Source organism: Bradyrhizobium sp. sGM-13 (assembly GCF_018398875.1).
In the GTDB taxonomy this organism is placed as follows: domain Bacteria; phylum Pseudomonadota; class Alphaproteobacteria; order Rhizobiales; family Xanthobacteraceae; genus Bradyrhizobium.
Genome location: NZ_JAGWDK010000004.1, coordinates 265073 through 279136, shown reverse-complemented (window position 1 = coordinate 279136; position 14064 = coordinate 265073). Strand labels below are relative to the sequence as shown.

The following is a 14064-nucleotide window of genomic DNA, read 5'->3' as shown; positions in this document are numbered from 1 at the left end:
CGTTGTCGCCGCCCGCCAGTTGAGGTCGCCTGCGTTCAGGCGGCGCACCACCGTGCGCCGCTATCGAGCCCGCTTGGCCGCCGTTGGCGTACCTATGTTTGCTCTGCTTGCCGGACTGGTTTTCGGCGGCACGATCGAGTTTGCCCTGACAGCTCCCGCCGCGGCGCAAAGCTTCACCTACAATCCGCGCCCGCCCAAGCCGCCGCCACGCCCTGCCAACAACGACGGCAGGATGCTCGTGCAAGCCGTCGAGGTGGACTACGACTACAACAACCAGCGCGTGTCGGCGGTCGGCAACGTGCAGATGTTCTACAACGGCACCAGCGTGGAGGCCGACAAGGTCATTTACGACCAGAAGACCAAGCGGCTGCATGCAGAAGGCAACATCCGCCTGACGGATGCGGATGGCAAAGTCACCTACGCCAACATCATGGATCTGAGCGACGACTACCGCGACGGTTTCGTCGATTCGCTGCGTGTCGATACGGCTGACGATACGCGCATGGCGGCGACGCGCGCCGACCGTTCTGCCGGCAATTACACGGTGTTCGAAAACGGCGTCTATACCGCCTGCGCGCCGTGCAAGGACAATCCGAAGAAGCCGCCGCTATGGCAGGTCAAGGGTGCACGCATCATCCACGACCAGACCGACAAGATGCTGTACTTCGAGAACGCGCAGCTCGAATTCTTCGGCGTGCCGATGGCGTATCTGCCGTATTTTTCGACGCCCGATCCGACCGTCAAGCGCAAGACGGGCTTCCTGATGCCGGCCTACAGCTCAAACTCGACCTATGGCTACGCCGTCGAGACCCCGTTCTACTGGGCGATCGCGCCGGACTATGACGCGACGTTCAATCCGCGCTTCACGACACGGCAAGGCGTGCTGTTCCAGGGCGAATTCCGCCAGCGGCTGATCAACGGCTCGTACCAGATCCGCGGCTACGGCATCAATCAGCTCGATCCCGGCGCGTTCGCCGGTCAGCCCGGCGATCGCGACTTCCGCGGCGGCATCGACACCAAGGGCCAGTTCGCCCTCAACGACAAATGGGTCTGGGGTTGGGACGGCGTCCTGCTGTCGGACTACTTCTTCTTCTCGGACTACAGGCTGGCCCAATACAGGGATCCGCTGGGCTCGTTCCTGACCCTGCCGACGGAAGCGATTTCGCAGCTCTATCTGACCGGTGTCGGCAATCGCAGCTTCTTCGATGCGCGCACGATCCATTACCTCTCCTTCTCCGGCAACCAGGACAAGGTGCCGGTGATCCATCCGGTCATCGACTATTCCAACGTGATCAACCACCCGATCCTCGGCGGTGAGGTCAGCTACAAGACGAACTTCACCAGCCTGTCGCGCACGACCGCGGCGTTCGACCCGATCACGACGCTGGCCAACACCAACGGCCTGTGCCTCACCGCATCGGCCGATCCGCTGGCCCGGATTCCCTCGCAGTGCCTGCTGCGCGGCATGCCCGGCACCTACACGCGGCTGACGGCCGAAGGGCAGTGGCGGCGCTCGTACACCGATCCGATCGGTCAGATCTGGACGCCTTTTGCAATCCTGCGCGCAGACGCCATCAACGCCTCGATCTCGAACCAGCCGGGCGTTTCGAACTTCCTGCCCGTGGGCGACACGCAGGCGGTCCGGCTGATGCCGACGGTCGGCCTCGAATATCGCTACCCCTTCATCAACGTTCAGCCGTGGGGCACCACCACGATCGAGCCGATTGCGCAGATCATCGCTCGTCCGAACGAGACCTTCGCCGGGCGGCTGCCGAACGAAGACGCGCAGAGCATGGTGTTCGACGCCAGCAACCTGTTCGCGATCGACAAGTTCTCCGGCTACGACCGCGTCGAGGGCGGCGGCCGCGCCAATGTCGGCGTGCAGGCGACCACGCAGTTCGATCGCGGCGGCAGCGTCAATGTGCTGTTCGGCCAATCCTACCAGTTGTTCGGCCTGAATTCGTATGCGGTGCAGGACCCGACCAATACCGGCCTCGAATCCGGCCTGCAGAACACCCGGTCCGACTATGTCGCCCGCGTCAATTACTCGCCGAACCGGACCTATACGTTCAGCGTGCGCTCGCGCATGGATGAAGCGACGATGAACGTCAATCGCTTCGAAGCCGAAGGACGCGCCTCGTTCGACCGCTGGTCGGTCAGCATGATGTACGGCAACTATGCCGCCCAGCCGGAACTCGGGTATCTGACCCGGCGCGAAGGCCTGCTCGGCAGCGCTTCCATCAAGGTGGCGTCGAACTGGGTCGTTTCGGGAGCCGCTCGTTGGGATCTTGAAGCCAACAAGCTGAACCAGTACATCATCGGCGCCGGCTATGTGGACGACTGCTTCGTGCTGGCCGCCAACTACGTCACGTCCTATACCTACTCCGCCGGGACGACGCCGCCGGTGCTCAATCACGCTTTCATGGTGCAGATCGGCCTACGGACCATTGCGAATTCGTCCTCGTCGTCCGGCACCAGCGGCCTTCAGTAGCGTGAGGCCCGACCTTGACGGAGAATACCCAGCACCGCGCGGTACGAATTGGTTGATACGACTGATATGACCATGACGACCATTACGCTCCTTCCTTGCCGATTTTGGTCCCTGATCGCCGGCGGCGCCGTTGCGCTTGCCGTTCTGGCCGGCGGCGCTTCACCGCTGCAAGCGCAGTCCGTAGCGGTGATGGTGAACGGTGAGCCCATCACCACTCTCGATATAGAGCAGCGCACCAAGCTCAACTTCCTGACCACGCGGAAGCAGATGCCGCGCAAGGAGGTGATCGAGGAACTGATCGACGAAAAGGTGAAGATCAAGGAAGCCAAGCGGTTCGGCGTCGACCCTTCGGCGAGCGATATCGACCAGGCCTTTGCCGGGATGAGCCAGCGGATGCGTATCTCGCCCGAACAGTTGACCAAGTCCCTGGAGAGCCAGGGGGTCCGGCCGGAAACGCTGAAGGCCCGCCTCAAGGCCGAGATGGTCTGGGGCAGCCTGGTGCGCGGCCGTTTCAAGGAGAGCCTCCAGGTCGGCGAGAAGGACGTTGCCGACGCCGCCCAGCAAAGCGGCGACGCGACCCAGGCGGATGCGTTCGAATACAGGCTGCAGCCAATCGTGCTGATCGTGCCGCGCGGTTCGGCGCAAAGCGCGATCGACTTGCGGCGCAAGGAGGCAGAGTCCTTGCGCGAGCGCGTGCAGAGCTGCGAGCAGGCCAACTCTTACTTCAAGTCGATGCAGAATGCCGCGATCCGCGGCATCGTCACCAAGACTTCGGCCGACATACCCGGCCCGCTTCGCGAGCTCCTGGACAAGACGCCGATCGGTCGCCTGACCCCGCCCGAAATCACCAAACAAGGCGTGGAGATGGTGGCGTTGTGCGACCGCAAGCCGACCAAGATCGATACGCCGAAGAAGCGGGAAATCCGGGAAAAGATGTACACGCAGAAGTACGAGGCAAAGTCGAAGGCTTACCTGGCCGACATCCGCAAAGCTGCGATGATCGAATATCGTTGATGCATGGCAAAGCCCCTCGCGCTGACATCGGGCGAACCTGCGGGCATCGGCCCCGACATCGCCCTTGAAGCGTGGCGGCGGCGCGGTGAACTGGACCTCCCGCCGTTCTACCTGCTCGGCGACCGCGCCTTCTTCGCCGAGCGGGCGAAGATCCTGGGGTTGTCGGTCGACCTCGCCGACGCCGTGCCCGAGGAAGCGAGCGCGGCATTTGCGAAGGCCCTGCCCGTGGTCGCAACCGGCGACATCGCGACCGCGCGCCCCGGACAGCCAGACCAGACCAGCGCGAGCGCGGCGCTTGCCTCGATTCGCCATGCGGTCGACCATGTCAGGGCCGGACGCGCCGGCGCCGTTGTCACCAACCCGATCGCCAAGAGCGTGCTCTACCGCGCCGGATTCCGCCATCCCGGCCACACCGAGTATCTCGCCGAGCTTGCCGCCGATGGCGGCCGCGTGCCGCAGCCGGTGATGATGCTGTGGTCGCCGGCGCTCGCCGTCGTTCCCGTGACCATCCATCTTTCGCTGCGCGAGGCGCTGGCCCAGCTCTCGGCCGAGCTGATCGTCACGACGGCCCGGATTGCGGTTGCGGATCTGAAAGCCCATTTCGGCCTCGCCCAACCGCGGCTTGCGATATCGGGCCTCAACCCGCATGCCGGCGAAGACGGCTCCCTCGGCAACGAAGACATCGACATCGTAGCACCCGCGGTCGAAATGCTGCGCAAGGAAGGCATCGACGCCAGGGGGCCCCTACCCGCAGACACCATGTTCCACGCCGCGGCGCGCAAGACCTATGACTGCGCGATCTGCATGTATCACGACCAGGCGCTGATCCCGATCAAGACGATTGCGTTCGACGACGCCGTCAACGTCACGCTGGGACTGCCGTTCATCCGGACGTCGCCGGACCACGGCACCGCCTTCGACATTGCCGGCACCGGCAAAGCCAACCCGTCGAGTCTCGCCGCGGCACTGCGGCTCGCCGCGCGCATGGCGGCGACGAAACCTTCATGAGCGCGATCGACGATCTGCCGCCGCTGCGCGAAGTCATCCGCGAACATTCGCTGTCGGCCCGCAAATCGCTCGGCCAGAATTTTCTGCTCGACCTCAACCTCACCGCGCGGATTGCGGGCGCCGCCGGCCCGCTCGAAGGCACAACGATTATCGAGGTCGGCCCCGGCCCCGGCGGCCTGACGCGCGCGCTGCTGGCGCTCGGCGCCAAACGCGTCATCGCGGTCGAGCGCGACGAGCGTGCGCTGGCCCCGCTCGATTACATCGCCAGGCGCTACCCTGGCCGGCTTGAGATCGTGCACGCTGACGCGCAGCGCTTCGATCCCCGCCCGATGCTGGGCGGCGAGCGCGCAAAAATCGTCGCCAACCTGCCCTACAATATCGCAACCGCGCTTCTCGTCGACTGGCTCTCGATCGAGCCATGGCCACCCTGGTACGACATGATGGTGCTGATGTTTCAGCGCGAGGTGGCCGAGCGGATCGTCGCCAAGGAGAACGACGAGGCCTACGGCCGGCTCGCGGTGCTCGCCAACTGGCGCTCGGAGACCAAAATCCTGTTCGACATTTCCCCTGCGGCGTTCGTGCCGCAGCCGAAAGTGACCTCCTCGGTAGTGCGGCTGGTGCCGCGTGAGGCACCCGAGCCGTGTGACCGCCGGGCTCTCGAACAGGTGGCGGCCGCGGCCTTCGGCCAGCGCCGCAAAATGCTGCGGCAGAGCCTGAAATCGCTCTCGGTCGATCCGGCCCGGCTGGCCGAGGCCGCGCATATCGACGCGACCAGGCGCGCCGAAACCATTCCAATCTCCGGCTTTGTTGCCATGGCCCGCGAATTAACCGATATACGAAGCATAAAAGCGTAAACGCCCTGAAGGAACTGCTCGAGGAGATGATGCCATGGCGCTGATGCGTCGCCAGTCCCTGGTCAAGTTCGATGCGCCGTTGTGCGAAACCATCGTCGACACGCCGAAGCCGCAAGGACGCGAAGTTCTCGTCCGCATCGAACGTTGTGGGCTCTGCCATTCCGACCTGCATATCCAGGACGGCTATGCCGATCTCGGCGGCGGCAAAAGGCTCGACACCACGCGCGGCATGACGCTGCCGTTCACGCTCGGGCACGAGATTGCCGGCGTCGTCGATGAAGTCGGTCCCGATGTGCCGAAAGACCTGATCGGAAAGAAACAGGCGGTATTTCCCTGGATCGGCTGCGGCCAGTGCCGCGACTGCGCCAATGGCGACGAAAACCTCTGCGTCAAGCAGCGCTTCCTCGGCGTGTCCATCGACGGCGGTTTTGCCACTCACGTGCTGGTGCCCGACGCCAAATATCTGCTGGATTACGATCCGCTGCCGGTCAATCAGGCGGCGACGCTGATGTGCTCGGGCGTCACCGCCTACGGCGCGCTGAAGCGGCTGGTCGACCGTCCGCGGCAGCGCAACCTTTTGTTGATCGGGCTCGGCGGCGTCGGCATGATGGGGCTTTCATTCGCGCAGGCGATGTTCAAGCAGAACATCACGGTCGCCGACCTATCTCCTGCCGCGCGCGAGACTGCGCTGCAGAACGGCGCAGCGGTTGCCTACGATCCGGCCGAGCCCGAAATCATAAGGCGCATCCTGAAAGAAACCGAGGGCGGCTTCGACGGCGTCGTCGATTTTGCCGGCAATGAGAAATCGATGGCGTTCGCCGTTGCGACGGTCGCACGCGGCGGCAAGATCGTGGTGTCCGGCCTGATGGGCGGCAATTTCAGCCTGCCGATGGTGCAATGGGTCTACAAGCGCATGACCATCGAGGGCTTCATGGTCGGTACCCTCGCCGAGGCCAAGGAATTGATGGCACTCGCACGCGCCGGCAAGATCAAGCCGACGCCGATGAAGGAAGAGCCGATGGCTGACGTCCAGAAATGGATCGACGAGCTGCGCGCCGGCAAGGTGGTGGGACGTATCGTGCTGAAGAACTGAGGGACCAAAGCTGCCGCAACGCCTCCGCCCGGCGTTAAGGTGCTCGCGCCAAAGTCTTATCAAAGAACGTAACGACTTCGCGTGCCACAGCATCGTGCGCGAGCCTGCGATCCACGCCTTTTGGGTCATCGCACAGCGGCAGACCCGCCAAGCGCGTGAGTATCGGGCCTATGAACGAGCGGCACTCGGGCACATAGGCGAAGTGCCCGACCGCGCGCACCACCTCCCGAGCGCCCGGGATCTGCCGGGCTAGATTGGTGGAATTCGACATGGGGTCCAGGATCTCGTCGAATTGCGCCGTATCGACCACAAACGGCACGCTGATCGAGTTGAGCGAGTCGGGCATGAAGCCCTGCCCCGGCCCCGAGCCCATGATGTAGAAGGCCTTGATCCGCGCGTCCTTGAACGATTCTCCCGCGTCCTGTGCCGGGACCCCCGCGATGTCGTCCTTGAGCGTGCCCTGGCAATAGAAGTCCTTGTTCTCGGCTGCCTGACAGAAGGCTCTTTGTTGAGCGGGGTCATACCTGCCACCGGCCAGGCTGACGCCCGTCCAACCGCCGAACGAGTGGCCCACGAAGCCGATACGATCGGCATCGACAAGCGCAGCCCATTTTTGGTTCTTGAAGACCTCGTCCAGGGCAAATGACACATCGCGCGAGCGGTCCCACAAGCGATAGCGGCCTGCGACGGTCTGATCGTCGCCGACCGTTCCCGGGTGCGAGGTGGAGAGGACCACGTAGCCGGCCTTGACCAGTTCAAGCGCGAGCCAGCCCTGCGAGAAGCGCGATCCCCAGTTGCCGTGCGAAATCACAATCAGCGAGCGCTTCTCTGGAGGCGGCTGTGGCTCCGCCTTGCGGGCGATCGGGATTGGACGCAGCGGCACGCGCGGGGAGAACCATTCGATCGTTGCGTCGGGACCGGCCTTGAACCAAAGCTCGGTAATGACCTGGCGGCCGGTTGCCGCGTCCTGCAGTTCGAGCGTCGCGGTTCCGACGATGCTGTCACCTGCAAGCCCAGTCGTTGCGTGAAGAGGCATGCCGAGGAGCAGCCCTGCACAAGCCATCGCGGCGGCCAGCAAAACAGTCTTCATGCCGTTGGACCTTTGTTCGATCGCGGTTTGCGCGGATACTGGCAGCAAAACGCACGCTTGATTAGATCAGCCGGGCTCCTATCATTGCTAACCAAAAGTTTGGGATTGGATTGGCTGATCGTGAAGAGCATCCGCGGTGTGGTCGGTTTCGTGCGGGCCGTCGAGGCAGGAAGCTTCGCCGGCGCGGCCAAGAAGTTGGGCGTTACGCCGGTTGCCGTAAGCAAGAACGTGCAGCGGCTGGAGCGGCAACTTGGCGTGCGTCTGCTGCAGCGATCCACGCGCAAGCTCTCGCTGACACAGGAAGGGCGGGCTTACTACGAGCGCTGCTGCGGCCCGCTGCGCGAATTGGAAAATGCGCAGTCGGTCATCACGGAACGAGGGAAATCTCCGACGGGCACTCTCAAAGTGACGTGCCTGTCGCCGTTCGGGCGAGTCTACGTGTTGCCCCTTATTCCCGACTTTAGTCGCCGCTACCCAAGCATCGAACTGGAGCTGCATCTCGACGATACGGTTACCGATATGATCGCGGGAGGCTACGATGTTGGCATCCGCGCCGGCGAGGCACGCGACGGCACCATGGTGATGCGCGAGGTCGCACCGCTGCACTTTGTCGTGTGCGGAGCACCCTCCTATCTTGCCGAGCGCGGCATTCCACTCTCGGTGCGCGAATTGTCGCGGCACAATTGTCTGCGGCTGCGCGGCCGGGACTCTCAATCTGTGCCCTGGAGACTAGGCCCGGGACACCCCTCTGAAGCGCCGCCCATCAGCGGCAACTTCCTGGCAAACGATATCCCCGCACTGGTCACGGCAGCCATCCACGGTCAGGGCCTGGTGTTCGCTCCGCTACCGTTTGTCCTTCCCTTGTTTCGTGCCGGGACCTTAAGGCCGGTGTTGCCGGAATCCGTGTCACAACCCGCGCGCATCTTCATTCACTATGTCAGCCGCAAACATCTTGCCGCTCGCGTGAAGGCTTTCGTGAATTTCATGCTCGAGCATCTACGCGGTCATCCCGACCTGATATCGGACCCGCAGACCCTGCTCGCGCCGTTCGTCAACCCCAGGGGATCGGCCGGCACGCCGGACAAGCGGATTGTGTAGGCGCCACCTATTGCGACTGATTACGGCAGCTAGCGTGAAGGCTTTCGGATGCCGGAGCCGATCAACGTTAGAAATGTGGCCTATTCCAAAGAGCCACTAAGCCAGCGATCATTTGCGCGATGCCACCGTTATGCCGACTTTGGCTTCGATAATTCCTGAACGGCCCGGTGCGCGACAACGTCCAGTCCGCCCAAGGTGGTGTTTCCCTCCTCTGCACTCTGCATCAGCTTTCGGGCGACGTATTTGCGGCTTTCATGATCGCCGCCGTTGGGAAAACGGCTGCAGGCCTTTTCCAACGCAACTTCCATGTTTGCAATCGTGCGGTCATCCAATTTAGCCACGACGTCACCTCCCCGGGGTGAACAAAGCCAACCGACATCCCTTGCGAGTACAACGATCATTGAATGATAGCACTTTCGGGAAAAAGCGGGAATAGAGGATGGCACCTCGCCGAGAGGCGACGTGCCATATCCTTGCAAACTTCCCGGGACGATCACGGCCATGGTATGCCTAATGCCTACTTTCCGAGCGCCGCCTGCGGTGTGTTCCGAAAGCTGATTGCCATGCGGTTGTAGGCGTTCATAAGGCCGATCGCGATCGTGAGGTCCACGAGTTCGCGCTCCTCGAACAGGGCGCGGGCGGCCTGATATGCTTGATCCGGCACGCCGGTATCGGCGACGCGCGTCACCGTCTCGGCCCATGCAAGCGCGGCGCGCTCGCGCTCGTCGAAGAGATTGCCGGCTTCCGCCCACGCCTGCACCACCGCGAGTTTTTCGATCTTCTCTCCCTTCTTGAGCAGGTCGCGCGTGTGCATGTCGAGGCAATAGGCGCAGTTGTTGATCTGGGAAATTCGCAGGTAAACCAGTTCGACCAGCGCAGGAGGAAGGCCGCTCTGCATGACGTAACCGTAGACGCCGCCCAATGCTTTCACGCCTGCCGGCGCGATCTGGTTGTAGTCGAGACGCTTACTCATTTTCTTGCGCCTTGATGACTGTTCTTGCTCAAACGGAAGTAGTCATTTTCTTTTCTCGGGATGACGACCGGCCGCTCACCTGCGAACCACCGCCTTCAGAGAGTCGACGAATACCCAGAAAGAGGCGGCGAACAGGCCGACATCCTTCAGGAGGAACTGACCCGGCGCGACCGTGATCGCGGGTACCCCGAGCTCCGGCACCACGACGCCTGGCGTCGAGATCATGAAGCTGACGGTGGTGACGAAGAGTCCGGCCGAGAGAACGCCGCCTGCTGCAGAAAAGATCGGGCTTGCCAGTCTGAGGATGATCAGCAGCCCGATGCTGAGTTCGACGAAGCCGAGGAAATTGGAGAAGCCGCGGACCGAAAGCAGAGCATAGAACCAGCTCACGAGCGGGCTGTTCTCCACCAGCGGCACCAGCCCCTGGGCCTCATAATCGGTGAACTTCATCCCGCCGAACCAGGCGTAGATGATCCCGAGCGACAAATAGAGGCCGGCTCGGCTGACCGGCTCAGCGTAGACGAGTAGGCGTTCGGCTTGATCGCGCCATCGGATGATGGAGTCCGGTGCGAGGATCGGCGCCGGGAGCTGGGTGATAATGCGTGACATGGTAATCTCCGTTTTCATGGCGTCAGGGTTTCAATCCGATATCCGGCTGCACGACTTGTCGTGCGTCGGCCGAGCGCTCACGCATCCACGCGCTTGCGCAAATTGTAGCGAGGGGCCGGGATGGCACTCGAAAGCCTGTCCGACATGGCTTGTCGCGCCGTCTCGTGGCGATCCCACTCTGCCTTGTCCGGCAGCGATGGAATGGTCACGGTCTCGCCGAGGTCGAGACCGGCGAGCGCAGCATCGACCAAGTCATCGGCCGACATCACGATCTGCGCTGGAAGCTGATGAACCGGCGTGCCGGCGACATCCCAGAATTCGGTGGCGGTGGCGCCCGGCAGCACCGCCTGCACGCGGATGCCCTTGTCCGCGAGTTCGTGAACGAGCGAGTGGCTGAATGCGAGCACGAACGCTTTGCTGCCGCCATAGACGCCATTGAGCACCTCCGGCGCGATCGCGACGACCGACGAGATGTTGATGATCGTGCCGTTGCCGCGCGCAACAAATCCCGGGACCGCCGCATAGGTCAGCCGCGTCAGTGCGGTGACATTCAGGCGGATCATGTCGTCCATCTTGTCGACGTCGGAAGCGAGCAGCGGGGCTGCCGCGCCGACGCCGGCGTTGTTGACCAGCAAGGAGATACCCGCATTGGCTTTGAGGATATTTTCAACGCGCTGCAGGTCCGCCGGGGATGTGAGATCGGCTTCGACCGTCTCCACCTTCCGGCCGGTCTCGTTGGCGAGCCGGCGCGCCAGCGATGCGAGCCGCTGCTTGTTGCGCGCAACGAGAATGAGGTCGTGGCCGCGCTTCGCCAGGCGATCGGCGTAGATCGCGCCGATGCCGGATGATGCGCCGGTAATAAGAGCAGTGCCTTTGGTCTGGGTCATGTCCATCTCCGTTGGTTGGGGTTCGTTGCTCGCGCTGATGGATAGACCCTTCCGGAATTGATGGGTATCTGGCAAAATCGAGATATATCCTTCCAAAAAATGGAAGCATCCGATGGACCGTCTCGAAGGCATGTCGATTGTGTTGGCGGTCGCGGAGGCCGGGAGTCTGTCGGCTGCGGCGCGCCGGCACAGAATGCCGCTGGCCACCGTGAGCCGAAAAGTATCCGAGCTCGAAGCGCACCTGCGCACCAAGCTGTTCAACCGGTCGAGCCGCGTGCTCGTGCCGACGGAGGCAGGCCGCTCCTACATCGCGGCGGCAAAAAGGATCATCGCCGACGTGGCGGAAGCCGAACGCGCCGCGTCCGGCGAGTACGCGACGCCGCGCGGCGAGCTGAGCGTGTCGGCGCCCTTTGCGTTCGGCCGGCTACATTTGGTGCCGGTGCTGGCCGAATTAGCGACGACATTTCCGGAGGTGGACGTTCGCCTCGACCTGCTGGACCGGCCGGTCAATCTTATGGAGGAGCATGTCGATGTCGCGCTTCGGATCGGAACGCTGGCCGACAGCAGCCTGATCGCCATCCGGATCGGCGAAATCCGCCGCATGCTGTGCGCGAGCCCGGCCTATCTGAAATCGCGCGGGACGCCGAGATCCCTTGACGACCTCTCCAGGCACGACTGCATCAGTTTCGTGCCGTTGCAGTCACCAACCGAATGGACGTTCAAGAAAGACCAGACCGATTACGTCGTGCCGGTGCGGTCGCGGCTGGTGTTGAACCATCTTGAATCGACGTGCGACGCCGCGCGCTGCGGCATGGGCATCGCAACGGTGTTTTCCTATCAAATAGCAGAATCGGTCAAATCCGGAGAGCTCGCGCTGCTGCTGCGGGATTTCGAGCCGCCGCCGATACCCGTCAGCCTCGTCTATCCGCCCAATCGCTTCATGCCGGTCAAGTTGCGCGCCTTCCTGGACTTCGCGCTGCCACGCCTCAAGGCACGCATCGCCGATCTGCCGAAACGCGCCGCGCCGCGAGGGCGAGCTGGGCCTCCACGATCACCGTAACGCCTAAAAGTCCCGGGCTCTAATTTCCCGAAACGACACCAAACGGCGCTGCGCCTCGTCCCACAATACAAGTCGTACACACCGAAAGCTCTGCAGGAGCGTTATGTGCCCGACATCGCGCAGCTCCGGATGGTCACGCAGCACGTGCGGCAGCCGGTAATAGGGAATCCGACTGGAGAGGTGATGCACGTGGTGAATACCGATGTTGGCTGTGAACCAGCGCAGCAGCGCCGGCAGTTCGTAATGCGAGCTGCCGTACAGAGCGGCTTGATGCAGGTTCCAGCTCTCGTCCCGATCCCACGTCGTGTGCTCAAATTGATGCTGCACGTAGAACAGCCAAACGCCGGCCGTGGCGGCCAGCAGCGTAATCGGAAGATGCACGAGCAGGAACGCCTTGATCCCGATAAACCACGTGAGCGCAGCGACGATGACGGCAATTGCGAGATTGGTTGCCATTGTACTGGCCCAAGGCTGCCAACCATTGCGCATGAGGCCGACCGGAATCCTCTGTTGCAAAAGAAACAGATAGGCCGGTCCGAGCCCGAACATGATCAGCGGGTGACGATAAAGACGGTATTTCAGACGGCCCCACCAGGAAAGGGCCCGGTATTCGCGCACGGTCAGCGTATCGACATCGCCAATGCCGCGGCGATCGATGTTGCCGGTGGTGGCATGATGAATCGCATGCGTGCGGCGCCAATAGTCGTAAGGCGTGAGCGTGAGCACGCCAATGGCGCGGCCGACCCAGTCATTCGCCAGGCGGCCCGCAAAAAAGGTGCCATGGCCGCAATCGTGCTGAATCATGAACAGACGTAAGAGAAAGCCAGCGGCAGGAACCGCGATAAGCAATGAAGCCCAGGCATAGCCAAGGGAGAACATGAACCAGGCTGCGGTCCACAGCATGACGAGCGGCAAAGCCGTGATCGCCAACTCGGTCAGGCTCCGCAGCCGAATTGGGGTGCTGTAGTTGCCCAAAATGCGCTTCCAACGCCGTGCGTTGAGGACGTCATCGCTGCCAATGGGAGTCTGAATGAAGCCAAAGTCTTTTTGGCCATTAGACCACTGCACAGTTCTCTGATGCACAGATATCCCCTTCTGACAGTGCACGTAAGATCGAGGCACCGATGGATCGGCACCTACGTCCGTTGATCGATTTTTGGAGAAGGGTCTGAAACGTGCGTGCCTGTCAGCAGCGAGGCAAAGCGGGCCCAGTCGTTCGGCCAAGTGTCGATTGACCCGCATATGGACACAAATTGGGGGAACGTCAAGGACTGCAGCACCGCGTTACCCGTGTCCCATGGGTCCAATCGCGTCAATTTGGTCGTCGGCCGACTACTTCGGGTCTTCCGCCGGAAACGGACACCGTCACGGCCGGTCGGCAGGTCTCAAGAGGGCCAATAAGCGAACATGCAGTAACCGCATCTGCAGGAGTCGGGCCTACAAACGTTCCGCCAAGTGAGGCGAGAGAATGAAAGCAGATAGTCGGCTGGCGGTGTTTTGCCTGGTAGTGCTGTCCATGATCATTGCGGGCATCATGGTCGAGAAGTTTTGGGACTGTCGTCCCAAAGGAGGAGCGGAAGAGGCCTGCTTGCGCACGCCTGCTCCTTACACGCCACCATAGGGCGCCAACTCAGGCAGCGTAATCGTAGCCCTTGCCACTAGGTCTGCTGGAGCGAAGACCGCAATGGGTCGTTCGCGTCGGTTTGACGATCTGCCAGCCGCTTCCGGTCTACCCCTTCAACTGACATTGTCAGAATAGGCGGGCATGTCTCAAAGGTGCCAGAGGCGGCCATTCGGTCAATTGGCTTCCGTGGCCAATCAGCTTAACTTGGCGAGACCCTGCCAGACTTGAATTATTTCACCGGGATCGCTTCACGCGCCTGATCA

Annotated in this window: 13 protein-coding genes; 7 read left to right on the top strand and 6 right to left on the bottom strand. The window is 62.4% G+C overall.

Annotated features, from left to right (window positions below):
* The first annotated feature begins 94 nt into the window (after nucleotides 1–94).
* The 5 genes from KJQ96_RS07945 to KJQ96_RS07925 all read left to right on the top strand — a co-directional run bounded on the left by KJQ96_RS07945 (nucleotide 95) and on the right by KJQ96_RS07925 (nucleotide 6460).
* Nucleotides 95–2491, top strand: a complete 2397-nt coding sequence (locus KJQ96_RS07945) for an LPS-assembly protein LptD (protein WP_213286241.1) — start codon at nucleotides 95–97, stop codon at nucleotides 2489–2491.
* A gap of 72 nt (nucleotides 2492–2563) precedes the next feature.
* Complete coding sequence (locus KJQ96_RS07940; protein WP_213286118.1) at nucleotides 2564–3505, top strand: SurA N-terminal domain-containing protein; 942 nt, start codon at nucleotides 2564–2566, stop codon at nucleotides 3503–3505.
* A 3-nt stretch (nucleotides 3506–3508) separates the two neighbouring features.
* The gene (pdxA, locus tag KJQ96_RS07935; RefSeq protein WP_213286117.1) at nucleotides 3509–4513 is read left to right on the top strand and encodes a 4-hydroxythreonine-4-phosphate dehydrogenase PdxA; all 1005 of its coding nucleotides are present in this window, start codon (nucleotides 3509–3511) and stop codon (nucleotides 4511–4513) included.
* A complete protein-coding gene (rsmA, locus tag KJQ96_RS07930; protein ID WP_213286116.1) occupies nucleotides 4510–5367 on the top strand; it encodes a 16S rRNA (adenine(1518)-N(6)/adenine(1519)-N(6))-dimethyltransferase RsmA in 858 nt (285 codons plus the stop codon). The genes pdxA and rsmA overlap by 4 nt, the downstream gene beginning before the upstream one ends.
* Nucleotides 5368–5401: 34 nt before the next feature.
* Nucleotides 5402–6460 carry an alcohol dehydrogenase gene (locus KJQ96_RS07925; RefSeq protein WP_213286115.1) on the top strand — a complete coding sequence of 353 codons (1059 nt, stop codon included), beginning with the start codon at nucleotides 5402–5404 and terminating at the stop codon, nucleotides 6458–6460.
* A gap of 34 nt (nucleotides 6461–6494) precedes the next feature.
* Here KJQ96_RS07925 and KJQ96_RS07920 read toward each other — a convergent pair whose 3' ends face one another.
* A complete protein-coding gene (locus tag KJQ96_RS07920; protein ID WP_213286114.1) occupies nucleotides 6495–7550 on the bottom strand; it encodes a hypothetical protein in 1056 nt (351 codons plus the stop codon).
* 105 nt (nucleotides 7551–7655) lie between these two features.
* Between KJQ96_RS07920 and KJQ96_RS07915 the strand changes: the two genes are divergently transcribed.
* A complete protein-coding gene (locus tag KJQ96_RS07915) occupies nucleotides 7656–8648 on the top strand; it encodes a LysR family transcriptional regulator (RefSeq protein WP_213286113.1) in 993 nt (330 codons plus the stop codon).
* A 128-nt stretch (nucleotides 8649–8776) separates the two neighbouring features.
* Here KJQ96_RS07915 and KJQ96_RS07910 read toward each other — a convergent pair whose 3' ends face one another.
* From KJQ96_RS07910 to KJQ96_RS07895, 4 genes are all read right to left on the bottom strand, one after another.
* Nucleotides 8777–8989, bottom strand: coding sequence for a hypothetical protein (locus tag KJQ96_RS07910; RefSeq protein WP_245319827.1), 213 nt, complete (start codon nucleotides 8987–8989; stop codon nucleotides 8777–8779).
* A gap of 176 nt (nucleotides 8990–9165) precedes the next feature.
* Nucleotides 9166–9621 (bottom strand): carboxymuconolactone decarboxylase family protein, encoded by a 456-nt coding sequence (locus KJQ96_RS07905; RefSeq protein WP_213286112.1) that lies wholly within the window; start codon nucleotides 9619–9621, stop codon nucleotides 9166–9168.
* Between the two features lie 75 nt (nucleotides 9622–9696).
* Nucleotides 9697–10230, bottom strand: a complete 534-nt coding sequence (locus KJQ96_RS07900; protein ID WP_213286110.1) for a YkgB family protein — start codon at nucleotides 10228–10230, stop codon at nucleotides 9697–9699.
* 77 nt (nucleotides 10231–10307) lie between these two features.
* Nucleotides 10308–11117, bottom strand: a complete 810-nt coding sequence (locus KJQ96_RS07895; RefSeq protein ID WP_213286109.1) for an SDR family oxidoreductase — start codon at nucleotides 11115–11117, stop codon at nucleotides 10308–10310.
* A gap of 112 nt (nucleotides 11118–11229) precedes the next feature.
* Here KJQ96_RS07895 and KJQ96_RS07890 point away from each other — a divergent pair, with 112 nt between their 5' ends.
* Nucleotides 11230–12177 (top strand): LysR family transcriptional regulator, encoded by a 948-nt coding sequence (locus KJQ96_RS07890; protein ID WP_213286108.1) that lies wholly within the window; start codon nucleotides 11230–11232, stop codon nucleotides 12175–12177.
* A gap of 3 nt (nucleotides 12178–12180) precedes the next feature.
* Here KJQ96_RS07890 and KJQ96_RS07885 read toward each other — a convergent pair whose 3' ends face one another.
* Nucleotides 12181–13209: a fatty acid desaturase gene (locus KJQ96_RS07885; RefSeq protein ID WP_213286239.1), complete on the bottom strand. Its 1029-nt coding sequence runs from the start codon at nucleotides 13207–13209 to the stop codon at nucleotides 12181–12183.
* Nucleotides 13210–14064: the final 855 nt, after the last annotated feature.